The organism is Streptomyces sp. SM18 (assembly GCF_002910775.2).
In the GTDB taxonomy this organism is placed as follows: domain Bacteria; phylum Actinomycetota; class Actinomycetes; order Streptomycetales; family Streptomycetaceae; genus Streptomyces; species Streptomyces halstedii.
Genome location: NZ_CP029342.1, coordinates 5525290 through 5549820, shown reverse-complemented (window position 1 = coordinate 5549820; position 24531 = coordinate 5525290). Strand labels below are relative to the sequence as shown.

The 24531-nt window shown below is 72.4% G+C and carries 18 protein-coding genes and 1 riboswitch; of the genes, 4 read left to right on the top strand and 14 right to left on the bottom strand.

All coding sequences use genetic code 11. From position 1 onward, the window contains the following. Positions 1 to 62: 62 nt before the first annotated feature. Positions 63 to 386, top strand: a complete 324-nt coding sequence (locus B9S64_RS25060) for a hypothetical protein (protein WP_103492611.1) — start codon at positions 63 to 65, stop codon at positions 384 to 386. Positions 387 to 447: 61 nt separating this feature from the next. Here B9S64_RS25060 and B9S64_RS25055 read toward each other — a convergent pair whose 3' ends face one another. The 4 genes from B9S64_RS25055 to B9S64_RS25040 all read right to left on the bottom strand — a co-directional run bounded on the left by B9S64_RS25055 (position 448) and on the right by B9S64_RS25040 (position 6010). Then, positions 448 to 1098 carry a thymidine kinase gene (locus B9S64_RS25055; RefSeq protein ID WP_103492612.1) on the bottom strand — a complete coding sequence of 217 codons (651 nt, stop codon included), beginning with the start codon at positions 1096 to 1098 and terminating at the stop codon, positions 448 to 450. 48 nt (positions 1099 to 1146) lie between these two features. Next, on the bottom strand, positions 1147 to 2334 hold the full coding sequence (locus B9S64_RS25050) for an alkaline phosphatase family protein (protein ID WP_103492613.1): 1188 nt from the start codon (positions 2332 to 2334) through the stop codon (positions 1147 to 1149). After that, entirely contained in the window at positions 2334 to 2930 is a 597-nt protein-coding gene (locus tag B9S64_RS25045) for a DUF5998 family protein (RefSeq protein WP_103492614.1), read from the bottom strand. The genes B9S64_RS25050 and B9S64_RS25045 overlap by 1 nt, the downstream gene beginning before the upstream one ends. Positions 2931 to 2992: 62 nt before the next feature. Continuing rightward, on the bottom strand, positions 2993 to 6010 hold the full coding sequence (locus B9S64_RS25040; protein WP_109492120.1) for a bifunctional GNAT family N-acetyltransferase/acetate--CoA ligase family protein: 3018 nt from the start codon (positions 6008 to 6010) through the stop codon (positions 2993 to 2995). Between the two features lie 203 nt (positions 6011 to 6213). On the opposite strand from B9S64_RS25040, the gene B9S64_RS25035 reads away from it, so the two are divergent. Continuing rightward, complete coding sequence (locus B9S64_RS25035; protein WP_028441167.1) at positions 6214 to 6495, top strand: HPr family phosphocarrier protein; 282 nt, start codon at positions 6214 to 6216, stop codon at positions 6493 to 6495. A 246-nt stretch (positions 6496 to 6741) separates the two neighbouring features. Here the strand turns inward: B9S64_RS25035 and B9S64_RS25030 are convergent, their stop codons facing one another. The 4 genes from B9S64_RS25030 to B9S64_RS25015 form a co-directional block, all read right to left on the bottom strand. Beyond that, the gene (locus tag B9S64_RS25030; protein WP_103490951.1) at positions 6742 to 7446 is read right to left on the bottom strand and encodes a GntR family transcriptional regulator; all 705 of its coding nucleotides are present in this window, start codon (positions 7444 to 7446) and stop codon (positions 6742 to 6744) included. A gap of 237 nt (positions 7447 to 7683) precedes the next feature. Next, positions 7684 to 8556 (bottom strand): M23 family metallopeptidase, encoded by an 873-nt coding sequence (locus tag B9S64_RS25025; protein WP_103490952.1) that lies wholly within the window; start codon positions 8554 to 8556, stop codon positions 7684 to 7686. Between the two features lie 14 nt (positions 8557 to 8570). Further along, positions 8571 to 8740: riboswitch (cyclic di-AMP (ydaO/yuaA leader) on the bottom strand. Positions 8741 to 8931: 191 nt separating this feature from the next. Further along, a complete protein-coding gene (locus B9S64_RS25020; RefSeq protein WP_103490957.1) occupies positions 8932 to 10314 on the bottom strand; it encodes a pitrilysin family protein in 1383 nt (460 codons plus the stop codon). Positions 10315 to 10340: 26 nt separating this feature from the next. Continuing rightward, positions 10341 to 11720, bottom strand: coding sequence for a pitrilysin family protein (locus tag B9S64_RS25015; protein ID WP_103490953.1), 1380 nt, complete (start codon positions 11718 to 11720; stop codon positions 10341 to 10343). A gap of 245 nt (positions 11721 to 11965) precedes the next feature. Between B9S64_RS25015 and B9S64_RS25010 the strand changes: the two genes are divergently transcribed. Then, on the top strand, positions 11966 to 14422 hold the full coding sequence (locus tag B9S64_RS25010; protein ID WP_103490954.1) for a DNA topoisomerase (ATP-hydrolyzing) subunit A: 2457 nt from the start codon (positions 11966 to 11968) through the stop codon (positions 14420 to 14422). Positions 14423 to 14451: 29 nt separating this feature from the next. Here the strand turns inward: B9S64_RS25010 and B9S64_RS25005 are convergent, their stop codons facing one another. After that, positions 14452 to 15630: a GTP-binding protein gene (locus B9S64_RS25005; RefSeq protein WP_103490955.1), complete on the bottom strand. Its 1179-nt coding sequence runs from the start codon at positions 15628 to 15630 to the stop codon at positions 14452 to 14454. Between the two features lie 21 nt (positions 15631 to 15651). Continuing rightward, on the bottom strand, positions 15652 to 16815 hold the full coding sequence (locus tag B9S64_RS25000) for a citrate synthase (RefSeq protein ID WP_103490956.1): 1164 nt from the start codon (positions 16813 to 16815) through the stop codon (positions 15652 to 15654). 165 nt (positions 16816 to 16980) lie between these two features. On the opposite strand from B9S64_RS25000, the gene B9S64_RS24995 reads away from it, so the two are divergent. Further along, entirely contained in the window at positions 16981 to 18312 is a 1332-nt protein-coding gene (locus tag B9S64_RS24995) for a citrate/2-methylcitrate synthase (protein ID WP_103505129.1), read from the top strand. 68 nt (positions 18313 to 18380) lie between these two features. On the opposite strand, the gene B9S64_RS24990 is transcribed toward B9S64_RS24995, so the two are convergent. The 4 genes from B9S64_RS24990 to B9S64_RS24975 all read right to left on the bottom strand — a co-directional run bounded on the left by B9S64_RS24990 (position 18381) and on the right by B9S64_RS24975 (position 24127). Then, positions 18381 to 19391: a LacI family DNA-binding transcriptional regulator gene (locus tag B9S64_RS24990; RefSeq protein ID WP_103492480.1), complete on the bottom strand. Its 1011-nt coding sequence runs from the start codon at positions 19389 to 19391 to the stop codon at positions 18381 to 18383. Between the two features lie 214 nt (positions 19392 to 19605). Then, on the bottom strand, positions 19606 to 21198 hold the full coding sequence (locus tag B9S64_RS24985; RefSeq protein ID WP_103492479.1) for a cation acetate symporter: 1593 nt from the start codon (positions 21196 to 21198) through the stop codon (positions 19606 to 19608). Continuing rightward, complete coding sequence (locus B9S64_RS24980; protein ID WP_258037954.1) at positions 21195 to 21707, bottom strand: DUF485 domain-containing protein; 513 nt, start codon at positions 21705 to 21707, stop codon at positions 21195 to 21197. Before B9S64_RS24980 ends, B9S64_RS24985 begins: the two co-directional genes overlap by 4 nt. Before the next feature lie 293 nt (positions 21708 to 22000). After that, complete coding sequence (locus tag B9S64_RS24975; RefSeq protein WP_028441179.1) at positions 22001 to 24127, bottom strand: type IIA DNA topoisomerase subunit B; 2127 nt, start codon at positions 24125 to 24127, stop codon at positions 22001 to 22003. Between the last annotated feature and the right edge of the window lie 404 nt (positions 24128 to 24531).

Below are 24531 nucleotides of genomic sequence, written 5' to 3'. Positions count from 1 at the left end.
CTCCCGGAACCCCCGTCCTGCCCTCCTCTCGCCCCTCCGAACTCCACCCGAAAGAGGCCACGATGAAGAAGGCGCGGATATGCCTGGCGGTGGTGTGCGTCCTCATGGCGGCCTCGTGCGGACAGAGCGACACTCCTGTCGACACGTCCCGCCTGACCGACCGGGAAAAGGAATGGGTCGAGTTCTCGTACACGCACGAGCAGAACGAAGACGTCAAGCGCACGTGGGAGCAACTGCGCGCCGACGGCGTGAAGTCCTACGTCAGGGAGCAGCGCCACCGCCTGTGCGGAGACATGCGGACACTGGCGAAGAACCTGAAGGAAGCGGGCTACGAGGCGGGGGACGCACAGGAGTACAAGGAGAAGACCGCACAGCTCATCTGCTGACCCGTGTACGGCGAACCGCCCGTCGGCGTGTTCCGCGTACTCGGCGGAGTCGGGCCAGGGCTCAGGCCGGGGCGACCGGCAGGACGTCCGGGGAGAGGGTGCCGGCGAGCGCGGCGGCGCTCGTCATACGGCGGCGGTGGTGCCGGCGGCAGAGCACCTCGTACCCCGTCGCCGCCGCCGCGCGGTGCACGTCCCCCACCACGACCTGGGCGCCCTCCACGACCATCTGACCGTCCACCGTACGCGCGTTGTGCGTGGCGCGGGCGCCGCACCAGCACAGCGCCTCGACCTGGAGCTGCTCTATCCGGTCCGCCAGCTCGATCAGCCGCTGGGACCCCGGGAAGAGCTTGGTGCGGAAGTCGGTGGTGATGCCGAACGCGAAGACGTCCAGCTCCAGGTCGTCCACCACCCGGGCCAACTGGTCGATCTGCTCCGGGGCGAGGAACTGCGCCTCGTCCACGATGACGTAGTCGGCCTTGCCGCCCTGGGAGAGCTGGCCGACCAGGTAGGCGTACAGGTCCATGCCCTCGGCGGCCTCGACCGCCTCCGTCACCAGGCCCAGACGGGAGGAGAGCTTGCCCTCGCCCGCCCGGTCGTCCCGGGTGAAGATCACTCCCTGGAGACCGCGTGCCGATCTGTTGTGCCCGATCTGGAGCGCCAGGGTGCTTTTCCCGCAGTCCATGGTGCCGGAGAAGAACACGAGCTCGGGCATGAGGAGGTGAGCGCCTTTCGGGTGCGGTGTACAGGTGGGGGGAGCGCGTCAGGAGCGTACTTCGAGGAGCGGGACGAGCAGTTCCACGGGGGTCAGCGAACCGTGCATGCCGACCATCGCGGACTCGTGGGGTTCGTTGACCGAGGCGGTGATCACCACGTCGTCGTGGGCGGCCGCCACCACGTCGCCGATCCTGCCGCGCACCCGTGCGTCGACGTGCGGCCCGAACCAGCCGGCCGCCACCGCCTCGTCACGGCCGGCCACCCAGAACTGCTCGCCGAGCACCTCGCGCCAGACGGCCAGCACATCCGCCTCGGCCCCGGGCACCGCGTACACATGGCGGGCCCGTCCCTCGCCGCCGAGCAGGGCCACCCCGGCGCTCAGCTCCCAGTCCTCGTCGAAGTCGATACGGGACTGCTCGTCGAACGGGATGTCGATCATGCCGTGGTCGGCGGTGATGTAGAGCGCCGAGCGGGGCGGCAGTTGCTCGGCGAGGCGCCGGGCGAGCCCGTCCACGTACATCAACTGGCCCCGCCAGGCGTCGGAGTCGACGCCGAAGCGGTGCCCCTTCCCGTCGACCTCGCTGTAGTACGTGTAGACCAGGGACCGGTCGCCCGCGGCGAGCCGTTCCGCGGCGAGGTCCATCCGCTCCTCGCCGGAGAGCCGGCCGAGGAAGGAACCGCCGCTGAGCGCCACCTTGGTGAGCGGGGTCTGCTCGAAGGCGGGGGCGGAGACCTGCGCGGTGCGTACGCCCGCCTCGTGGGCGAGCTGGAAGACCGTGGGGTAGGGCTGCCAGACGCGGGGCTCGGTCCAGGGGTTCCAGCGCAGCTGGTTCATCAGCGCGCCCGTCTCCGGGTTGCGGGCCGTGTAGCCGGGCAGTCCGTGCTCGCCGGGGGGCCGTCCCGTCCCGACCGAGGCGAGCGAGGTCGCGGTGGTGGAGGGGAAGCCCGCCGTGAGGGGGCGTCCGGTACCACCGCGCGAGGTGGGGAGCAGGGAGTGCAGGAAGGGCGCCTCGTCCGGGTGGGCCCTGATCTGCTCCCAGCCGAGCCCGTCGATCAGGAAGACGCAGTTCCGGTCGGCGGGGGTGAGCTCGGGGATGACGGCCTCGAAGCCGGGTACGCCCTGTCCGGCGGCGAGCGTCGGCAGCAGGTCGGCGAGCGCACCGCCGCCGTACTCGGGGACGGGCGCGGTGTCGAGGGCGAGCGGAACGGGCTCCTGCCAGGCCGGCTGGGCCATCAGCGGCCGGTCGCCGCGACGGTGGCCGTGGCCTCGGAGAGGGACTGGGCGAAGGCGAGCGTCTGGCGCACGGTGTCCGGACCGTCACCGGCTTCGCTGACCCGCAGGCTCAGGTCGTCGGCGGTGGTGTTGCCGGTGTACCCGTGGTCGGCCTCGCAGTTGGGGTCGCCGCAGGCGGCGGGCTCCAGGTCGATCCGGGAGACGGCGCCCCAGCCGATGGTCAGGACGACCTCGCGCGGCAGCGTGCCGGGCACGTACTTCTCGGGGTTGGCGACCACGCGGCTGACGACGACGGACGAGATCCGGTCGAGCTTGACCGACTCCGTGGACGTCGTGGCGTACGGCGTGGGCGAACTGGTGTCCGCGGCCTGCTCGTCGGTGTGGCTGACGATGAAGCGGGTGTTGGTCAGGACGAGGACCGTGACATGGCGCCGCACCTCGTTGGAGTCGAAGGTGGTCTCCTGGTGCACCAGGTACGACGCGACCGGCTCCCCGCCGACGGCGGCCTCCACCGCCTCGGCCACGAGGGCCGGGTAGTAGCCGCTGCGCTCGATCGCCGCGCGCAGCCCCTGGGTCGTCGTACCGGTCTTTGCCATACGGACCATCCTACGGGGGGCCGCCGGGTGCCGGGGACTCCCCGCGGGGGGTACGCGGCCGGTCAGTAACTGGGGAGCCGGCGGGGGCCGAGATCGTTGCGGGCGGGGGGCGGGGCGAGCCGGATGCCCGCCCCCAGCACGGCCAGGCCGTGGGTCGCGACCACGACGGGCTCCAGGGCGACCGAGACCACCTCGGGGTGGTCGTCCACCAGCCGCGAGACCCGCAGCACGAGCTCTTCGAGCGCCGCGGTGTCGGCCGGGGCCGAGCCGCGCCAGCCGAAGAGCAGGGGCGCCGCCCGGATGGAGCGGATCAGCTCGGCGGCGTCCCGGTCGGTGGCCGGGACCAGCCGGTGGGCGGTGTCGCCGAGCAGTTCCGAGGGGGCGCCGGACAGGCCGAAGGAGAGGACGGCCCCGGCGGAGGCGTCGATGGAGGCCCGGAGGACCGTGTCGACGCCCCGGGGCGCCATCGCCTGGACGACCGGACGGAGTTCGGCGGGCGAGCCGAGCAGGTCCGTCAGCTCCTCGTACGCCCGGCGCAGGGCGCCCTCGTCCACGAGGTCGAGGCGGACCCCGCCGAGGTCGGGGCGGTGACGCAGATGGGGGGCGGTGGTCTTGAGCGCGACCGGGTAGCCGAGCCGCGCGGCGGCGGCGACGGCGGCCTCCACGCCGGGGGCCGGGATCCCGGGGCGCACCTCGATGCCGTAGAGGCCCAGCAGGCCGGCCGCCTCCTGGTGGGTGAGCGGGCGGCCCCGGAGCTCCGGGTCGGGGCCGAGCAGCGCCTTGACGCGTGCGGCGGCCGCCTGCTCGTCGATGGTCTCGTCGAGGTATTCCGGCACCTTGCCGGGGTTGGCCGCCTGGCGCCGCCAGCCCGCGTACTTCACCGCCTCGGAGAGCGCCCGGACGGCCCGCTCGGCGGCGGGGTAGGCGGGGATCGGTCCCACGGCCCCGCGGGTGGGCGGGTGCGGTGGGGTCTCCGGGGGGTGCGGTGGGGTCTCCGGGGCACGCGGTGTGTTCACCGGGGGGCGCGGAAGACCGCCGGCCGGTCCGGAGGGCACGCCGGCCGGGTCCCGCCGCGTGCCGGGGGCGGTCCTCCGGGGCGTCACCCCGGGGGCGGCCTCGCGTGCGCCCGGCGGCACCGCCCCGCCGTCGGGCACGGGCGTTCCGGCGGGTGCCGGGGCGGGGTGGGACGCGGGCCCCGGAGGGGTGGCCGTGCCCGTGGCCGCGGACAGGGCGTGGGCCAGGCCGCCCATCTCCACGTGCACCACCGCCACCGGCTTGGCCGGTCCCGTCGCCGCCGCCTCGCGCAGGGCGGCGGCCAGCACCTCGCCGTCGCCGGTGTGCGCCTCGCCGTTCTCCCCGACCCAGGGGATCGCGGTCACGATCACCGCGTCGCAGGTCGGGTCGGCGAGCGCCGCGGCCAGCGCGTCCCGGAAATCCCGGGGTTCCGCCTCCGTCGTGAGGTCCTGGGGCGGACGTGGACGCAGCCCCTCCGCGAGGCACGCGTCGTAGGTGAGGAGCCCCAGTGACTCGGAGTTGCCGAGGATGGCCACCCGGGGGCCGTCCGGGAGGGGCTGGTCGGCGAGGAGCAGGCCGACGTCGACCATCTCCGTCACCGTGTCGACGCGGATCACGCCCGCCTGCCGGAGCAGCGCGGAGACCGTCGCGTCCGGGACCCTGCTGACGGGCACCGCGTGGCCCGGTGGTGTGGAGCCGCTGTGCCGGGCGCCCTTCACGACGACCACGGGCTTCAGGGCGGCGGTCCGCCGGGCGAGCCGGTGGAACTTGCGCGGGTTGCCGAACGACTCCAGGTACAGCAGGGCGACGTCGGTGTCCTGGTCCTCGAACCAGTACTGGAGGAAGTCGTTGCCGGAGAGGTCGGCCCGGTTCCCGGCGGAGATGAACGTCGAGAGCCCCGCCCCGCGCCGGTGCAGGCCCGAGAGGACGGCGATCCCGATCGCGCCGGACTGGGTGAACAGCCCGATGCGTCCGGCGGCGGGCGACTCGGGGGCGAGGGAGGCGTTGAGCCGGACGGTGTCCGCGGTGTTGATGATCCCGAAGGCGTTCGGGCCGATGATCCGCATCCCGTACGAGCGGGCCTGGCGGACCAGTTCGCGCTGCCGTTCACGCCCCTCGGCGCCGCGCTCGGCGTACCCGGCGGACAGGACGACCAGGCCTCGGACGCCGTGCTCGCCGCAGTCCGCGACGGCCTCGGGCACCCGGTCGGCCGGGACGGCGACGATCGCGAGGTCCACCCGCTCGCCGATCTCCCCCACGGAGCGGTGCGCGGGCACCCCGTCGATCTCGGTCCGCTCCGGGGCGAAGGACCGGTTCACCGCGTACGTACGCCCGGTGAAGCCCGAGCCGAGGAGGTTGCGCAGCACCGTGCGGCCCACACCCCCGGGGAGGCGGCCCGCGCCGACGACGGCGACCGATCCCGGTGCCAGCAGCCGCTGCACGGAACGCGCCTCGGCGCGCTGTTCACGGCCGCGCTGGACGGCGAGGGACGCGGCGGTGGGCTCCAGGTCGAGCGTGAGGTGGACCGAGCCGTCCTCGAAACTGCGCCGCTGGGTGTAGCCGGCGTCCCGGAACACCTTGATCATCTTGTTGTTGGCAGGCAGCACCTCCGCCGCGAAGCGCCGGATGCCGCGCTCCCGGGCGACCGCGGCGATGTGCTCCAGGAGGGCGGAGGCCACGCCGCGGCCCTGGTGGGCGTCCTGGACGAGGAAGGCGACCTCGGCCTCGTCCGCGGGCGCGGAGGCGGGCCGGCCCTGGGCGTCGATCCGGTCGTAGCGGACGGTGGCGATGAACTCGCCGCCGACGGTGACGGCCAGCCCGACCCGGTCGACGTAGTCGTGATGGGTGAAGCGGTGCACGTCCTTGGCGGAGAGACGCGGATACGGGGCGAAGAAGCGGTAGTACTTCGACTCGTCGGAGACCTGCTCGTAGAAGTGGACCAGCCGCTCGGCGTCGTCCGCGGTGATGGGGCGGATACGGGCGGTGCCACCGTCGCGGAGGACCACGTCCGCTTCCCAGTGGTCGGGGTACGCGTGGTGCGGACTCTGCTCCGGCGTGGGCTCCATGGAGAGAGCCTACGGCTCGCCGTGCCTGGTTCGGGGGAGGCCGTACGGCCCCGGCCGCCGGGCCCCCTGGCCCAGGCCGCCGGGCCCACGGAGGGCGGCGCGCGGCGGCGGGGGCGGGGGCGCGCACCGCGGTGCGTACCGCATGAGAGACTGGTCTAGACAACCATGTGATCCAGACAATCATTGATGTGAAGGGCAGAACCATGGCTGAGCGCCGCGTCAACGTCGGTTGGGCCGAGGGCCTGCACGCCCGCCCCGCTTCCATCTTCGTCCGGGCCGCCACGGCTTCCGGCGTGCCGGTCACCATCGCCAAGGCGGACGGCAGCCCGGTGAACGCCGCCTCCATGTTGGCGGTGCTCGGCCTGGGCGCCCAGGGCGGCGAGGAGATCGTGCTCGCCTCCGAGGCGGACGACGCCGAGGCCGCGCTGGACCGGCTGGCGAAGCTGGTCGCCGAGGGGCTCGAGGAGCTCCCGGAGACGGTCTGATCCGGACTCCGGCACCGGAGTCCACTCCGCGGCGAGGCCGCGGCTCCCCCTCGGGAGCCGCGGCCTTTTCGTTGTCCTGACGACCGGAAACGCGTGCGCACCATGCGCCCGGCGAACGGGAACACCCCGCGCCGACGGAATTCGCGCAGGGAAAGGGGCCCTTCCCGGAAGCCATTCCTCCCGAAAGGTCTTTCGGAAATCCTCGCGGTAGCCTTCCCCGCGCTCTCTCTGTATACGGCGCCCTTGTTAATTCCGGACGCCCGCCGTGTTGACGGCATGTTGCGCATTCCTCACCCGCGCGGGGCCCGGCACCCGGCCGGGCCTTTCCGGCCCGCGCAGCCGGTGCGCGGCGACGGTCCGCTCGGTGTGCCGGGCGGCGAGGACCCTGGCGCGTTCCGCGTCGCCGCGCGCCACGGCGTCCACGAGGGCGCCGTGCTCGGCCCAGGATTCCGTGGGGCGGGCCGGCGGCTCGACCGCGTACATCCAGGCGCTCTTGTGCCGGAGCTGGGTGAGCAGTGCGATGAGCGCGGGGCTGCCGGAGGCCTGGGCCAGCGTGTCGTGGAACCAGCCGCCCAGCGACCGCAGGTCCTCGCCCTTCCCCCGCCGCGCCCGCTCCTGACCGAGCCTCACCAGGCCGCGCAGCACCTTGAGGTGGGCCTCGGTGCGGCGCTGCGCGGCACGGGCCGCGCCGAGCGGCTCCAGCAGCACGCGGAGCTCCAGCAGGTCCGCGGCCTCCTGCTCGGTCGGCTCGGCGACACAGGCACCGGCGTGCCGGCGGGTGACGACGAACCCCTCGGACTCCAGGGTGCGCAGGGCCTCGCGCACCGGGACGCGGGAGACCCCGTAGCGGCGCGCGAGCACCTCCTCGGTGAGGCGGCTGCCGCGCGGGAAGACACCGGAGACGATGTCGTGACGGATTGCCGTGCACACCGAATGCGCGGGAATGCGCATGTCCGAACCTCCGCCTTGATATCCGCTGAGCGCGACCGGCCGACGCCTGTTCCGCGACTCTATGGCAATCGGACCGAATTTCCGACGGCGGGACGGAATTCACACCTGGCTTCCGGCCGGTAAAACGTTTCGCGGTGGTCCGGCGCGCGCCCCGCCCGGCGGGGCCCGGCCCGTACGGCGAAGACCCCGGCGGGTGCCGGGGTCTTCGTCAGGAGCGGGGTGCCGTCCCGGAGCGGTTCAGAGCCGGACGCCGTGCGAGCGGAGGTAGGCGACGGGGTCCATGTCGGAGCCGTACCGCGGGGAGGTGCGGGCCTCGAAGTGCAGGTGCGGCCCGGTGGAGTTGCCGGTCGAGCCGGAGAGGCCGATCCGCTCCCCCGGGGTGACGCCCTGGCCGACCTGGACGTCGATCGAGGAGAGGTGGCCGTACTGGGTGTACGTGCCGTCCGTCATCCGGATCACGATGTTGTTGCCGTACGCCCCGCCCCACCCGGCCTCGACGACGGTGCCGGCGCCGACGGCGACGACGGTGCTGCCGGACGCGGCGCGGAAGTCCACGCCCGAGTGGCTGCCGGAGGACCAGAGCGAGCCGCCGGACTTGTAGCCGGTGGTGACATAGGAGCCGGCGACGGGGAGGCGGAAGGCGTTCAGCCGGGCGCGCTCGGCGGCACGGGCGGCGCGCGCCTCGGCCTGACGTGCCTCTTCGGCACGCGCCTTCGCCTCGGCCTTCGCCTTCGCCTTCACCTCGGCCGCGGCCTTCGCCTTCGCGGCCAGGTCCGCCTGGTGCCGCTGCGCACGGGCCTGGGCGTCGATCTGGACCGCGAGGCTGCTGCCGATGGCCGTGACCTGGCTCAGGCCGGTGGCCTCGGCCACCGGGGCGCCGGAGTCCGCGGCGAGGACCGAAGAGGCCTGGGTGTCGGCCGCCAGGACCGAGGACGCCTGGGTACCGGCCGCCAGGGCAGGAGAGTCCTGGGTACCGGCCGCGAGGGCCGGGGAGGCGGTGGCGCCGACGACGCCGGCGGTGGCCAGGGCGGCGATGCCGACGGCCTGGGCGCTCCTGCGGGACAGACGGCCCGGGGCGCGGTGCTTCCCGGTGGCACGGGTGAACGCCATGGAGGGGGCTGGTTCCTTTCCTTCCTTCTCGCCTACCGGGTTAGCTGACGGGTTCGGAGCAGGAAGGTCTCCTACGGGCACCCGCGGCTCACAGGAGACACGGGCATCCGATTCACCCCAGGGACATGGATGGGTCCCCGGCTCCCCAGGCTCGCGCCTGACGGGGACTCGGCGATGACTGCCCGGTGCCGCGGGCGCGGCATACGTCTGGCGGACAGCCGCACCGACGCTAGGGCGGACACCTTTCCGGCACCAAACGGACAAGCCGATGTGTCGCTCATCCCACAACCCATATACGTACATATGGCCCTGAAAAGGGCAAAAAGAAGACCCCGGCGGGCGACTGCCCACCGGGGTCCGTGCCGTCCTGGCGCGTCAGCCGCCGACGACCGACACCTCGCCGATGCCCAGCGCCCTGACCGGTTCCGCGATCCGGGCAGCGTCACCGACCAGGACCGTGACCAGACGGTCGACCGGGAAGGCGTTCACCACGGCGGCCGTGGCCTCGACCGTGCCGGTCTCGGCCAGGCGGGCGTACAGGTGGGCCTGGTAGTCGTCCGGGAGGTGCTGCTCCACCTGGTCGGCCAGGGTCGCCGCGACGGACGCCGCCGTCTCGAACTTCAGCGGGGCCACGCCCACCAGGTTCTGTACGGCGGTCTCGCGCTCCGCGTCGGTGAGCCCCTCGGCCGCCAGGGTGCGCAGGACCGTCCACAGGTCCTCCAGCGCCGGTCCGGTGGACTCGGTGTCCACGGAACCGCTGATGGCGAGCATCGCGGCACCCGTCGCCCCGGAGGCGGACCCGGGCGCCGTCGAGCGCAGCACCTGGCCGAAGGCCCGCACGCCGTAGGTGTAGCCCTTCTCCTCACGCAGCACGCGGTCCAGCCGGGAGGTGAGGGTGCCGCCCAGGCAGTAGGTGCCGAGCACCTGTGCGGGCCAGACGCTGTCATGGCGGTCGGCGCCGATCCGGCCGATCAGCAACTGCGTCTGCACGGCCCCGGGGCGGTCCACGACGACCACCCGGCCCGTGTCGTCGGCGGTGATCGGCGGCACGGGGCGGGCCGGGGCGGTGTTGCCCGACCAGTCACCGACGGTCTCGGCCAGCAGCGCGTCGAGGTCCACCCCGGTGAGGTCCCCGACGATCACCGCGGTGGCGGTGGACGGCCGGACGTGGGCGTCGTAGAACGCCCGTACGGCGGGGGCGTCGATCCGCCGTACCGTCTCCTCGGTGCCCTGGCGCGGCCGGGACATCCGCGCGGCGGCCGGGAAGAGCTCCTTGGAGAGCTGCTTCGCGGCGCGCCGGGCCGGGTTGGCCTGCTCGTGCGGGATCTCGTCGAGGCGGTTGCCCACCAGGCGTTCGATCTCGTCCTCGGCGAAGGCCGGGGCCCGCAGCGCCTCGGCGACGAGGCCGAGCGCCTTGGCCAGCCGGGAGACCGGGACCTCCAGCGAGACGCGCACCCCGGGGTGGTCGGCGTGCGCGTCCAGGGTGGCGCCGCAGCGTTCCAGCTCGGCGGCGAACTCCTCCGCGGAGCGCTTGTCGGTGCCCTCGGACAAGGCGCGGGCCATGATCGTGGCCACACCGTCCAGCCCCTCGGGCTCGGCGTCCAGCGGCGCCTGGAGGAAGATCTCCACGGCGACGACCTGCTGGCCGGGCCGGTGGCAGCGCAGCACGGTCAGGCCGTTGGACAGGGCTCCTCGCTCGGGCGCCGGGAACGCCCAGGGCCTGGCCTCGCCCGCGGTCGGCTGCGGGTGGTACTCCATCGTCACTCCCGTCACGGCGGCGTCGGTCACTTGTCCGCCCCCTCGTGCGCGTCGGTGCCGGCCGTCTGGGCCGCGTCGCCGGAATCCTCGGTCTCGTCGGCCGGTTCGACCGGCTCGTAGACCAGGACCGCCCGGTTGTCGGGACGCAGATGCGCCCGGGCGGCCTCCCGGACCTCGTCGGCGGTCACGTCGAGGACCCGCCCCACAGCGGTCAGGGCGAGCTGCGGGTCACCGAACAGGACGGCGTACCGGCAGAGTTCGTCGGCGCGGCCGGCGACCGTACCGAGCCGGTCCAGCCACTCGCGCTCCAACTGGGCCTGCGCCCGTTCCATTTCCTCCGGGGTGGGGCCCTCGGCGGCGAAGCGGGCCAGCTCCTCGTCGACGGCCGTCTCGATCCGGTCCACCTCGACTCCCCCGGACGTCTTGACGTCCAGCCATCCCAGCGAGGGCGCGCCGGCCAGCCTGAGCAGCCCGAAGCCCGCGGCCACCGCCGTACGGTCGCGGCGGACCAGACGGTTGTGCAGCCGGGACGACTCGCCGCCGCCGAGCACGGTCAGCGCCAGGTCGGCCGCGTCGCAGGCCCGGGTGCCGTCGTGCGGCAGCCGGTAGGCGGCCATCAGCGCGCGCGCCGGGACCTCCTCCTGGACGACCTCGCGCAACTGCTCGCCGATGATGTCCGGGAGCGTGCCGTCACGCGGCGGCTGCTTGCCGTCGTGGGACGGGATGGAGCCGAAGTACTTCTCGATCCAGGCCAGCGTCTCCCCCGGGTCGATGTCGCCGACGACCGAGAGCACCGCGTTGTTGGGCGCGTAGTACGTCCGGAAGAACGCGCGGGCGTCCTCCAGGGTCGCGGCGTCCAGGTCGGCCATCGAGCCGATCGGCGTGTGGTGGTACGGGTGGCCCTCCGGGTAGGCCAGGGCCGTGAGCTTCTCGAACGCGGTGCCGTAGGGGACGTTGTCGTACCGCTGGCGGCGCTCGTTCTTCACGACGTCGCGCTGGTTCTCCATGGACTCCTCGTCGAGCGCGGCGAGCAGCGAGCCCATCCGGTCGGCTTCGAGCCACAGGGCCAGCTCCAGCTGGTGTGTGGGCATCGTCTCGAAGTAGTTGGTGCGTTCGAAGCTGGTGGTGCCGTTGAGCGATCCGCCGGCGCCCTGCACCAGCTCGAAGTGCCCGTTCCCCTTGACCTGGCCGGAGCCCTGGAACATCAGGTGCTCGAAAAGGTGAGCCAGACCGGTGCGGCCCTTGACCTCGTGGCGGGAGCCGACGTCGTACCAGAGGCAGACCGCCGCGACCGGGGTCAGATGGTCCTCCGAGAGCACCACGCGCAGGCCGTTGGCCAGGCGGTGTTCGGTCGCCGTCAAACCGCCGGAACCGGCCTGGGTTGTGGCCGTGTGACCCATGGGCATGTACGTCCCTTCGATCGGTACAGGATTTCCTGCCGGACCTGCCACTGTAAGCAAGCGCACGGGCGCCTGGCGAAGTTCCCGCCGGGTGAATGTCGTCCCGCACGCCCCCGCGCGCGGGCTCCCGGAAGGAGTGCGCGGGGCGCTTCGGACGGGTCGAGGTCGGCGTTGTCAGTCGGGCGGTCCACAATGGTCCGCGTCAGAACCTGAGGTTGCCCGACAGAATCTGTGAAGGAGTCGCAGCCGCGATGGCCCGCCGCAGCACGAAAACCCCGCCGCCGGACGACTTCGAGGAGAAGATCCTCGACATCGACGTCGTCGACGAAATGCAGGGCTCCTTCCTCGAGTACGCGTACTCGGTGATCTACGCCAGGGCGCTGCCCGACGCCCGCGACGGCATGAAGCCCGTGCACCGTCGCATCGTGTCCCAGATGAACGAGATGGGGCTGCGCCCGGACCGCGGCTATGTGAAGTGCGCCCGGGTCGTCGGCGAAGTGATGGGCAAGTTGCACCCGCACGGTGACGCGTCGATCTACGACGCGCTGGTGCGCATGGCGCAGCCGTTCTCGATGCGGCTGCCCCTCGTCGACGGACACGGCAACTTCGGCTCGCTCGGCAACGACGACCCGCCCGCCGCCATGCGGTACACCGAGTGCCGGATGGCCGACGCCACCTCGCTGATGACGGAGTCCATCGACGAGGACACCGTCGACTACCAGTCGAACTACGACGGCCAGGAGCGCGAACCGGTCGTCCTGCCCGCCGCCTACCCGAACCTCCTGGTCAACGGGGCGTCCGGGATCGCCGTCGGCATGGCTACCAACATGCCCCCGCACAACCTCGGCGAGGTGATCGCCGCGGCCCGCCACCTCATCCGGCACCCCGGCGCCGACCTGGACGCGCTCATGCGGTTCGTGCCGGGTCCGGACCTGCCGACCGGCGGCAGGATCGTGGGGCTCGGCGGCGTCAGGGACGCGTACGCCTCCGGCCGCGGCACCTTCAAGATCCGTGCCACGGTCGCCATAGAGAGCGTCACGGCCCGCCGCAAGGGCCTCGTCGTGACCGAACTCCCCTTCGCCGTCGGGCCGGAGAAGGTGGTCTCGAAGATCAAGGACCTCGTCGGTTCGAAGAAGCTCCAGGGCATCGCCGACGTCAAGGACCTTACCGACCGCGCGCACGGTCTGCGGCTGGTGATCGAGGTCAAGAACGGCTTCGTGCCGGAGGCGGTCCTGGAGCAGCTCTACAAGCTGACGCCGATGGAGGAGTCCTTCGGCATCAACAACGTGGCGCTGGTGGACGGCCAGCCGCTCACGCTCGGCCTCAAGGAGCTGCTGGAGGTCTATCTCGACCACCGCTTCGAGGTGGTGCGCCGGCGCAGCGAGTTCCGCAGGACCAAGCGCCGCGACCGGCTGCACCTGGTCGAGGGCCTGCTCGTCGCCCTGCTGGACATCGACGAGGTCATCCGGCTCATCCGGGACAGCGACAACTCCGGGCAGGCGAAGGAGCGCCTGATGGAGCGCTTCTCGCTGAGCGAGGTCCAGACGCAGTACATCCTGGACACCCCGCTGCGCAGGCTCACCCGGTTCGACCGGATCGAGCTGGAGAGCGAGCGGGACAAGCTGAACGACGAGATCGCCGCGCTGACCGCGATCCTGGAGTCGGACGCGGAGCTGCGCAAGCTCGTGTCGTCCGAACTGGCGGCGGTGGCGAAGAAGTTCGGCACCGACCGGCGCACGGTGCTGCTGGAGTCGGCGGGTTCGCAGGTGGCGTCCGTGCCGCTGGAGGTGGCCGACGACCCGTGTCAGGTGCTGCTCTCCTCCACCGGTCTGCTGGCCCGTACGGCGGGTGCCGGTCCGATCACCGTGGCGGAGGACGCCAAGCGCACCAAGCACGACGTGATCGTCTCGGCGGTCCCGGCGACGGCCCGGGGCGATGTGGGCGCGGTGACGTCCGCCGGGCGGCTGCTGCGGCTGTCGGTGATCGATCTGCCGCAGCTGCCCGACACCCACGGGTCCCCGAGCCTGTCGGGAGGGGCGCAGATCTCGGAGTTCCTCTCGCTGGAGGCGGACGAGGAGCTGATCTGCCTCACCACGCTGGACGAGGAGTCGCCGGGTCTCGCGATCGGCACCCTGCAGGGGGTGGTGAAGCGCGTGGTGCCCGACTACCCGCCGCACAAGGACGAGCTGGAGGTCATCTCGCTCAAGGACGGTGACCGGATCGTCGGTGCCACCCAGCTGCGTACGGGCGAGGAGGACCTGGTCTTCATCACCTCCGACGCCCAGCTGCTGCGGTATCCCGCCGCGCAGGTGCGTCCGCAGGGACGCCCTGCGGGCGGTATGGCGGGCGTGAAGCTCACGGAGGGCGCCACCGCCCTCTCGTTCACGGCGGTGGATCCCTCGGCGGACGCGGCGGTGTTCACGGTGGCCGGGTCGCACGGCACGCTGGACGATTCCGAGCGCACCTGGAAGCTCACCCCGTTCGACCAGTACCCGCGCAAGGGCAGGGCCACCGGCGGGGTGCGCTGTCAGCGCTTCCTCAAGGGGGAGGACGTCCTGGTCTTCGCCTGGGCGGGTGGTGTACCGGCGCGCGCCGCGCAGAAGAACGGCGCACCGGCCGGACTGCCGGACCCGGATCCGCGCCGGGACGGTTCGGGGACACCGCTGACGAGCCCGGTGGCGGTGGTCGCCGGACCGCTGCCGCAGTAGTCCGCCGCGGGCGGCCGGCCGGGGGCGCCTCAGTCCTCGTCCGGCCGCCGCACGTGGCGCAGGACGCCCCACATGGCGCGTTCCAGCTCGTCGTCGGCGTCCCGCCGTGCCTGCGGGACGTCCGGGAGGTCGGGGCGCACCCGCGCGCCGGCCGGACCGGCAAGGTTCGGCTCCAGGGGCGCCCGGCAGGCGGCGAGTTCCTGGCGCAGCGCGTCCGTGTCGATGCCGGAGCCGATCAGGACCAGCTGGGTGCGGCGCGCTTCGTCCCGTGCCCACGGCCTCGGCTCGAAGCGCAGGAATCCGCCCACGGCGTGCAGGACGTACGTGTGGTCCGGGTCGCCCGCACCGAAGTCGGTGAACCCCTTGATCCGGTACAGCCCCGGCGGCCGGGAGTCGAGGAACGCCATGAGGCGACGGGGGTCCATCGGCGCGTCCGAGGTGAAGGAGACGCTCTCGTACGCGGTGTGCGCGTGGCCCGCGTGGGCGTGGCCGTCCGCCCTCAGGTCCGCGTCGTCGCCCGCGTCGTCCTCCGCGTCGTCCTCCGCGTCCCGCAGGAGGTCCTCGAAGGTCAGCTGGCGGGCGGTGTCGTCCTCCTCCGGCCGGAGTACGGGGTCGAAGAGCAGACCCGGATCGATCCGTCCGTGGACGGCACCGACGACGGCCGCCCCTCCGCCGGTGGCGGCGACCGCCTCACGCACGGCGTCCAGCGCGGCGCCGGAGACGCGGTCCGTCTTGTTCAGGACGACGAGGTCGGCGACCGCGAGGTGGCGGTCGATCTCCGGATGCCGCTCGCGGGTGCCCAGGAACTCCGCGGCGTCCACCACCTCGACCAGTCCCCCGTACCGCACGCGCGGGTTGTCGCTGGCCAGCAGCATCCGTACGAGTTCGCGTGGTTCGGCCAGGCCGCTCGCCTCGATGACGATCACGTCGAGGCGGGCGGCCGGCTTGGTCAGGGTGGCGAGATAGGTGTCGAGTTCGCTCGCGTCCACGGCGCAGCACAGGCATCCGTTGCCGAGCGACACCGTCGATCCGACCTGGCCCGCGACGGTCATGGCGTCGATCTCGATGGCGCCGAAGTCGTTGACGACCACCCCGATCCGGTTGCCGGCGCGGTTGCGCAGCAGGTGGTTGAGCAGGGTCGTCTTGCCGGATCCCAGGAACCCCGCCAGGACGACGACCGGGATCTGCGGGGTGTGGAGCGGGGTCAACGGGGGCTTCCTCGGGGTCGGTCAGACAGGGGGCACGGGCTGGGGCGGCGGGGTCCCGGTGTAACGGGCCGCCGGGCGGATGATCTTGGGGTCCGCCGCCTGTTCCAGGATATTGGCGCTCCATCCGACCACACGTGCCGCGCAGAAGGTGGGGGTGAACATCTCGCGGGGCAGCCCGCAGAGCTCCATGACCACCCCGGCGTAGAACTCCACGTTGGTGTGCAGCTCACGGCCCGGCTTCAGCTCGGCGAGTATCGCCTCGACCCGCTGTTCGACCTCGACGGCGAAGTCGACGAGCGGGCCGCCGAATTCCCGCGCGATCGAACGGAGCATGCGGGAGCGCGGGTCCTCGGTGCGGTAGACGGGGTGCCCGAAGCCCATGATCCGGCCGCCGCCGAGGACCTGTCCGCGGATCCAGGAGTCGATGCGGTCGGGGGTGCCGATGGCGTCCAGGGTGTCCAGGGCCCGGCTGGGGGCGCCGCCGTGCAGAGGGCCGGAGAGCGCGCCGACGGCGGCGACCAGGCAGGCGGCCACGTCGGCCCCGGTGGAGGCGACGACCCTGGCGGTGAAGGTCGAGGCGTTGAAGCCGTGGTCGATGGTGGAGATCAGGTAGCGCTCGACGGCCGAGGCCCGTGCGGCGTCCGGCTCGGTGCCGGTGAGCATGTACAGGTAGTTCGCGGCGAACAGCAGGTCGTCGCGGGGTTCGACGGGTTCGAGCCCCTGGCCGAGCCGGTGCAGGGCGGTCAGCAGGGTGGGGACGGCGGCGCAGAGGGCGAGCGCGTCCTCGCGGCGCCGCTCGGCGGGGATGTCGTAGACGGGGCGGAGGCCGGCGGCGGCGCCGAGCAGCGAGAGCGCGCTCCGCAGACCGGCGAGCGGACCCGAGACGGTGCCCGCGCGGGCGATGGCGGGCAGGGCGGCGCGCACCTCGGCGGACAGGTGCCGGAACCCGGCGGTACGGGCCGCGAAGGCGGCGCTCTCGGCGCGGTCGGGCAACTCTCCGTGGAACATCAGGTACCAGACGTCCTCGAAGCCGCGTGACCCGGCCAGGTCGACGGCCGAGTAGTGGCGGTAATGGTAGAAGCCCTCGCGGCCCCGGACGTCACCGAGCGCAGTGTCGGTGACGACCACGCCGGCCAGGCCTCGGGGGACGTCGAGCGGGGCGGGATCCGTGCGTGGAGCGGACATGTCCGGCCTCTCCTTCTCTCGGTTCTTCTGACGGCTCGTTCGCCGGGCGGCCGAGCGACGGTTCAACTTGATTCCACTGTTCATGATGGACTGGAGTCACGTCAATATTGATTGAATCAATGTAAGGATCTCGATGAAGGGACCCGATATGGATACGGTGGCCCCATGACGCGAGAGCCAGTGCCGGACGGGCGTACCGACGAGACCGCGGACGCCTCGGCTCCCCCGGCGGGCCGCCGGCTGACCACCCGGGAGACGGCGGAGCTGCTGGGCGTGAAGCCCGAGACCGTCTACGCCTACGTGAGCCGGGGCCAGCTCAGCAGCGTGCGCACGCCCGGCAACCGGGGCAGCGTGTTCGACGCGGCCGAGGTGGAGTCGCTGGCCCGGCGCACCGGCCGCCGGGAGCGGCAGAGCCCGCCCCCGGCCGCCGGAGAGCCGGTCATCCGTACCGGTATCACGCTCATCGAGCACGACCGGTACTACTTCCGCGGGATCGACGCGACGGAACTGGCCCGCCGCCACGGCTTCGAGGAGATCGCGGAATGGATCTGGACGGGGGAGCTGAGGGCGGGCGTCCGCTTCACCGCGCCACCGGAGTCGCTGGCCGCCGCGCGGCGTGCGGTGGCGGCCCTTCCGGGGCACAGCGGTTCGACGGACCGGCTGCGGGTGGCGGTGGTCGCCGCGGCGACGGCGGATCCGCTGCGGTTCGACCTGTCGCCACGCGGGGTGCTGAGCAGCGCGCGGGGCCTGGTCCCCACCCTGGTGGGCGCGCTGCCGCTGCGCGCCGGGCCGTCGGCGCCGGGCACCGAGGACGGCGGCACGGCCGGCTCGCTGGCCGGCCGGTTGTGGCCGAGGCTGTCGGCCGCACCGGCCGACGCACCCTCACTGGCCGTGCTGGACACGGCACTCGGCCTGCTGGCCGACCACGACCTGGCGGCCTCGACCCTGGCCGCACGGGTCGCCGCGTCCGCCCACGCCCACCCGTACGCGGTGGTCTCGGCCGGACTCGGGGTGCTGGAGGGCCCGTTGCACGGTGCCGCGAGCGGCCTGGCGCACCGGATGCTGACCGAGGTCGTGGACCTCGGCAGCGCGGCCCCGGTCGTCGCCGACCATCTGCGCACGGGACGCCGGGTCCCCGGGCTGGGCCACCGCCTCTACACGGGCGAGGATCCGCGTGCGGAGGTGCTGTTCGGGCTGCTGGCCGAGGTGCCCGGGGCCGCCCCGGCGCTGGAGGCGGCCCGCGACGTGGTCGCCACCACCGCCCGGCACACACCCCTGCACGCCAACGTGGACCTGGCGCTCGCGGTCCTCTCCGTGGCCTGCGGGATGCCCGCGGACGCGGGGGAAGCGGTCTTCGCGGTGGCCCGCACGGCGGGCTGGATCGCCCACGCCCTGGAGGAGTACGCCGAGCGGCCCCTGCGGATGAGGCCCAGCGGCCGGTACGAGGGCCCGCGGCCGCCGCAGCCGTTTCCCGGCCCGGCCGGCTCCGCAAAATAGCTACACGCGGCCGGAAATTCCGCGAGGCGCCCACGGTCCGGGCCGGAGCGGCCGGGTCACGCCCGCCGTCAGCCGCGGGGCGGCTGGGCCGTGGACCCGCGTACCACCAGCTCCGGCTCGAAGAGCAGTTCGTCGGAGGGGACCGTACGGCCGCCGATCTGCACCGCCAGCAGCTCCACGGCGGCCCGGCCCATCGCCTCGATGGGCTGGCGCACCGTGGTCAGCGGCGGCTCGGTGCAGTTCATGAAGGCCGAGTCGTCGTAGCCGACGACCGACACGTCGGCGGGCACGGACAGCCCCCGGCGGCGCGCGGCGCGCACCGCGCCCAGGGCCAGCGGGTCACTGGCGCAGATGATGCCGGTGACCCCCTGGTCCAGCAGTCGCACGGCGGCGGCCTGCCCGCCCTCCAGCGAGAACATGGCGCGGGCCACCCACTCGTCCGGCACGGCGCTCCCCGACTCCTCGGCGAGCGTCCGGGCGGCGGCGAGCTTGCGCTGCGAGGGCACGTGGTCGGCGGGGCCGAGGACGAACCCGATCCGCTCGTGGCCGAGCGAGACCAGGTGGCGCCACGCCTGCTCCACCGCCACCGAGTCGTCGCAGGAGACGCCCGGGAAGCCGAGGTGGGCGATCGCCGCGTTGATCAGCACGACGGGGATCTTCCGGTCGGCGAGCGCCCGGTAGTGGTCGTGCGGGGCGTCGGCCTGGTGGTAGAGCCCGCCCGCGAACACGACGCCGGAGACCTGCTGTTGCAGGAGGAGTTCGACGTAGTCCGCCTCGGAGACCCCGCCCTTGGTCTGGGTGCAGAGCACCGGGGTCAGCCCTCGCTGGGCGAGCGCGCCGCCGACGACCTCGGCGAAGGCCGGGAAGATCGGGTTCTGCAGTTCGGGCAGGACCAGGCCGACCAGCCTGGCGCGTTCGCCGCGCAACTGGGTGGGGCGCTCGTAGCCGAGGACGTCCAGGGCGGAGAGGACGGCTTGCCTGGTGGCGTCGGAGACCCCCGGCTTGCCGTTGAGCACCCGGCTGACCGTGGCCTCGCTGACTCCCACTTTCCGGGCAACTTGAGCAAGTCGTCGCGTCATGAGCGCAAGATTAGCGCAAGATACGCAAGGCGATTGCGTTGGCCCGGAAATCAAGGGAAAGGCTCACAGACGGAGCCTCCCGAGGCAAGAGGTGTCCCACACGGGCCGGCACGACCCGCCGTCCGAACGGTGTGCGGCCGCCCGATTCGGTCGCCCGCCCCAGGGGCGCGGCCTGACCGGTCCGGCCCAGGTGCACGTCCCGGCCGTACGGCTCCTACACCGCCCCCGCCCCGGTGAGCGCGCGGACCTCCGTCTCGGCGTGCCTGGCCCGGTCCGGGGGCTCCGGCGAGGTCACCGTACCGATCCAGCCGGCCAGGAAACCGGCGGGAACGGACACCAGCCCCGGGTTCTCCAACGGGAAGAGCTGGAAGTCCACCCCCGGGAACAGCGAGGACGGGCTCCCGGAGACGACCGGGGAGACGAGCACGAGCAGCACGGCCGGGATGAGCCCGCCGTAGACGGCCCAGACCGCGCCACGGGTGGTGAAACTCCGCCAGAACAGCGAGTAGAGCAGCGCCGGGAGATTCGCGGAGGCCGCGACCGCGAAGGCCAGCCCGACCAGGAAGGCCACGTTCAGGTCCCGCGCGAGGAGCCCCAGCCCGATGGCCACCACACCGATGCCCACGGCGGCCGCACGGGCCACCCCCACCTCTCCGCGCCGACGGGCGCCCGGACGCCGCCACGACGCGTACAGGTCATGGGCGACCGAGGCGGAGGACGCCAGGGTGATCCCGGCGACGACCGCGAGGATCGTCGCGAAGGCGACGGCCGCCACGACGGCGAACAGGACCGTGCCGCCGGTGGACCCCTCGCCTCCGCCGAGGACGAGCGCCAGCAGCGGAACGGCCGTGTTGCCCGAGGCGTTCGACGCGTGTACGTCCGCAGGACCGACCAGTGCGGCGGCCCCGAACCCGAGCACGATCGTCATCAGGTAGAAGCCGCCGATCAGACCGATCGACCAGACCACGGAACGCCGTGCCGCCCGCGCCGTCGGCACGGTGTAGAAGCGGGACAGGATGTGCGGGAGCCCCGCGGTGCCGAGCACGAGGGCCAGCCCCAGGCTGATGAAGTCGAGGCGCGCGGTCCAGCTCCCGCCGTAGAGGATTCCGGGCGACAGGAAGTCCACGCCCCGGCCGCTGCGTTCGGCGGCGGAGGTGAGCAGGGAGTTGACGTCGCCGTGGAAGCGCGCGAGGACCAGCACCGTGAGCGCCACGGCTCCGCCCATCAGCAGAACGGCCTTGACGATCTGGATCCAGGTCGTGGCCCGCATGCCGCCCAGCGACACGTACACCACCATGAGCGCGCCGACGCCCACCACGGTCCAGGACCGGGCGGTGTCGCCGGTGCCGCCGAGCAGCAGTGCGACGAGACTGCCCGCGCCGACCATCTGGGCCACCAGGTACAGCACGGACACGGTGACCGACGAGACGCCGACCGCCGTGCGCACCGGGCGCTCGGCCATACGCGCGGCGACCACGTCGGCGAGGGTGAACCGGCCGCAGTTGCGAACCAGTTCGGCCACCAGGAGCAGGACGACGAGCCAGGCGACGAGGAAGCCCACCGAGTACAGCATGCCGTCGTAGCCGTAGAGGGCGATCAGACCGGAGATCCCCAGGAACGAGGCGGCGGACATGTAGTCCCCGGCGATGGCGAAACCGTTCTCCATGGGGGAGAACAACCGCCCGCCCGCGTAGAACTCCTCGGCCGAGCCCTGCCTCTTCCGGCTCACCCAGGTGGTGATGGCGAGGGTCACGACGACGAACGCGCTGAACAGCAGGAGCGCCAGGGCCTGGTGGTGGCCGCTCACCGCCGGACGCCTCTCGTCATCTCCTGGGTGTCCCAGCGCAGTTCCAGTGCCGCCCGGTCGCGGTGCAACCGGGCGTGGCGGACGTACGCCCAGGTCAGCAGGAACGTCGTGAGGAACTGCCCGAGTCCCGCGAGCACGGCCACGTTGAGCGCTCCGGCGACGGGCCGCGCCATCAGGTCGTGCGCGGTGGTGGCCACGACGACATAGGCCAGGTACCAGAGGAGGAAGGCGGCCGACGCGGGGACCACGAACCGGCGGTAGCGGCGCCGGACCTCCTGGAACGCCGGGCCGCGCTGCACCTCCAGGTAGATGTCGGCCGCGCTTCGGCCGGGTTCCGCCTCCAGGCAGGTGCCGGCCGGGCCGCGGCCGGGTTCCGCGCCCGGTCCGGACCTCCCGCCCTCCGTGACCGCCGCGCCACCGTCCTGTCCGCCCCGCGCCGGGTCCGGCTCGTCGTACCACGGGTCCGCGCGCCGCGTCGCCACGGCCTCCGGCCCTGCTTCCTTCTCCACCGACAACTCCCTTGTCCACGCACCTTTTCGGCCGCGTAGCCAAGAATGAGCAGAACGGGGTGTGGCGGGCTTCGCATTGGGTGGGCTTCACCATTTCAGGTGAAGGAAGCCGCCAGGGACGCGCGATCCACCGGCGCTGCGCGTAAAGCACCGTATGACGGGGGCGCGTGCCCAGGACCGGACGCTCCGCGCGCCTCGGCGGCTTCCGCCACGGGGTCCAAAAGCGCGGAAGCCCTCCCCGTCCACGGTGGAGCGCGGACGGGGAGGGCGGGGCAGGCCGGTCGCGGCGCGGGTCAGACGTCGATGCGTGAACGGTCCAGCGTGGCGGCCGAGCTGGTGATGAACTCCTTGCGGGGCGCCACCTCGTTGCCCATGAGCAGGTCGAAGATCCGCTCGGAGGATTCCAGGTCACCGATGTTGATCCGGCGCAGTGTCCGGTGCCGGGGATCCATCGTCGTCTCCGCCAGCTGGTCCGCGTCCATCTCGCCGAGACCCTTGTAGCGCTGGATCGAGTCCTTGATCCGGACGTTCTTGCGCTGGAGCTCCAGAAGGGTCTGCCGCAGCTCGTTGTCCGAGTACGTGTAGATGTACTTGTCCTGGCCCTTCTTGGGCTGGACCCGCTCGATCCGGTGCAGCGGGGGCACGGCGGCGAAGACCCGCCCCGCCTCGACCATCGGCCGCATGTAGCGCTGGAAGAGCGTGAGCAGCAGGGTGCGGATGTGGGAGCCGTCGACGTCGGCGTCCGTCATCATGATCACCTTGCCGTACCGCGCGGCGTCGATGTCGAAGGTGCGCCCGGATCCGGCTCCTATGACCTGGATGATGGCACCGCACTCGGCGTTCTTGAGCATGTCCGAGACAGACGACTTCTGGACGTTGAGGATCTTCCCGCGGATCGGCAGCAGGGCCTGGAACTCGCTGTTCCGGGCCAGCTTCGCGGTACCGAGGGCCGAGTCCCCCTCCACGATGAACAGCTCGCTGCGCTCCACGTCGTCGCTGCGGCAGTCGGCGAGCTTCGCCGGCAGCGACGAGGACTCCAGCGCGGTCTTGCGGCGCTGGGCGTCCTTGTGCTGGCGGGCCGCGATACGGGTGCGAGCGGCGGCCACCGCCTTGTCCAGCACCGCCCTGGCCTGGGCCTTGGCGTCACGCTTGGTGGAGGTGAGGAACGCCTTCAGTTCCTTGGCCACCACGTTGGCCACGATCCGGTTGGCCGCGGAGGTGCCGAGCACCTCCTTGGTCTGCCCCTCGAACTGCGGTTCCGCCAGCCGTACGGTCACGACGGCGGTGAGGCCCTCCAGGGCGTCGTCCTTGACGACGTCGTCCTCGGCGACGCGCAGCAGCTTCGTGGAGCGCAGTGCCTCGTTGACCGTCTTGGTCAGGGAGCGCTCGAAGCCGGTGACGTGGGTGCCGCCCTTGGGGGTGGCGATGATGTTGACGAAGGACCGGACGGTGGTGTCGTAGCCGGTGCCCCAGCGGAGCGCGATGTCCACGCCCAGCTCGCGGGTGACCTCGGTCGCCGTCATGTGGCCGCGGTCGTCCAGGACGGGCACGGTCTCCTTGAACGTGCCGGTGCCGGTCAGCCGCTGGACGTCGCAGACGGCCCGGTCCTGCGCCAGGTACTCGCAGAACTCGCTGATCCCGCCGTCGTAGCGGAACGTCTCCTCCGTCTTCCCCTCGCCGTTGATGCCGCGCTCGTCGCGTACGACGAGGGTGAGGCCCGGGACGAGGAACGCGGTCTGGCGGGCCCGCTGGTACAGCGTCTCCAGGTCGAGCTTGGCGTCCTTGAGGAAGATCTGCCGGTCCGCCCAGTACCGCACCCGGGTACCCGTGCGCGTCTTGGGGATCCTCTTGCTCTTGCGCAGGCCGTTGGCGGGGTCGAAGGGGCTGTCGGGCCCCTGCTCCGTGAACATGCCCGGGACACCGCGGCGGAAACTGATCGAGTGGGTCGCGCTGTTGCGGTCGACCTCGACGTCGAGCCGGGCGGAGAGGGCGTTGACGACCGAGGCCCCGACGCCGTGCAGACCGCCGGAGGCGGCGTACGAGCCGCCTCCGAACTTCCCGCCGGCGTGCAGCTTGGTCATGACGACCTCGATGCCGGACAGCCCGGTCTTGGGCTCCACGTCCACCGGGATGCCCCGGCCGTTGTCCCGGACCTCGACGGAGGTGTCGTCGTGGAGGACGACCTCGATCGTGTCGCAGTAGCCGCCGAGGGCCTCGTCGACGGAGTTGTCGATGATCTCCCAGAGGCAGTGCATCAGTCCGCGGCTGTCCGTGGAGCCGATGTACATACCGGGGCGCTTGCGGACCGCCTCCAGCCCCTCAAGGACGAGGAGGTGCCGCGCGGTGTAGTTGGAGCTCTCCCTGTCTGCGCCGCCTGCTCCGGTCAGCAGCGCAGTGGACGGCACGGAATCGGCGGTCACGCGGTTCGCTCCTCGCTGAATTTCATCTGGGGTCCCCGTGGGGGTCGGGCTCGGCCTCGGTGGCCGCTGAGAGCCTACAGAGGCCTGGTAGAGCGGTTGTGACGCCACCCGGGGGGAATCCTTATGCTAGTGCAGCCTCGCATACACGTTCGATCATCCCTTGGAGTGACGTGCACATCACGTTCCCTTCGAGGCATGAACCATTTAGGCTCCGGGCACGTCCTCATGAACAACCGGCAAGCCAGCCGGGGACCGGCCCACCCAAGCAACGCGAAACCGTAGCGCTACGCAATACGGCACATTCGCCGCCAACCGGCGACAGACAGCCATCCCGAGAAGAAGTTTCGAAGAAATGCCACGAGCGGGAACGTTTTCGGCCTGGTTGGATGTTGACCCTGGTACGA

Coding starts and splice junctions, on each gene's coding strand:
- B9S64_RS25060 (WP_103492611.1), top strand. CDS start 63: ATGAAGAAGGCGCGGATATGCCTGGCGGTGGTGTGCGTCCTCATGGCG.
- B9S64_RS25055 (WP_103492612.1), bottom strand. CDS start 1,098: ATGCCCGAGCTCGTGTTCTTCTCCGGCACCATGGACTGCGGGAAAAGC.
- B9S64_RS25050 (WP_103492613.1), bottom strand. CDS start 2,334: ATGGCCCAGCCGGCCTGGCAGGAGCCCGTTCCGCTCGCCCTCGACACC.
- B9S64_RS25045 (WP_103492614.1), bottom strand. CDS start 2,930: ATGGCAAAGACCGGTACGACGACCCAGGGGCTGCGCGCGGCGATCGAG.
- B9S64_RS25040 (WP_109492120.1), bottom strand. CDS start 6,010: ATGGAGCCCACGCCGGAGCAGAGTCCGCACCACGCGTACCCCGACCAC.
- B9S64_RS25035 (WP_028441167.1), top strand. CDS start 6,214: ATGGCTGAGCGCCGCGTCAACGTCGGTTGGGCCGAGGGCCTGCACGCC.
- B9S64_RS25030 (WP_103490951.1), bottom strand. CDS start 7,446: ATGCGCATTCCCGCGCATTCGGTGTGCACGGCAATCCGTCACGACATC.
- B9S64_RS25025 (WP_103490952.1), bottom strand. CDS start 8,556: ATGGCGTTCACCCGTGCCACCGGGAAGCACCGCGCCCCGGGCCGTCTG.
- B9S64_RS25020 (WP_103490957.1), bottom strand. CDS start 10,314: ATGGAGTACCACCCGCAGCCGACCGCGGGCGAGGCCAGGCCCTGGGCG.
- B9S64_RS25015 (WP_103490953.1), bottom strand. CDS start 11,720: ATGCCCATGGGTCACACGGCCACAACCCAGGCCGGTTCCGGCGGTTTG.
- B9S64_RS25010 (WP_103490954.1), top strand. CDS start 11,966: ATGGCCCGCCGCAGCACGAAAACCCCGCCGCCGGACGACTTCGAGGAG.
- B9S64_RS25000 (WP_103490956.1), bottom strand. CDS start 16,815: ATGTCCGCTCCACGCACGGATCCCGCCCCGCTCGACGTCCCCCGAGGC.
- B9S64_RS24995 (WP_103505129.1), top strand. CDS start 16,981: ATGACGCGAGAGCCAGTGCCGGACGGGCGTACCGACGAGACCGCGGAC.
- B9S64_RS24990 (WP_103492480.1), bottom strand. CDS start 19,391: ATGACGCGACGACTTGCTCAAGTTGCCCGGAAAGTGGGAGTCAGCGAG.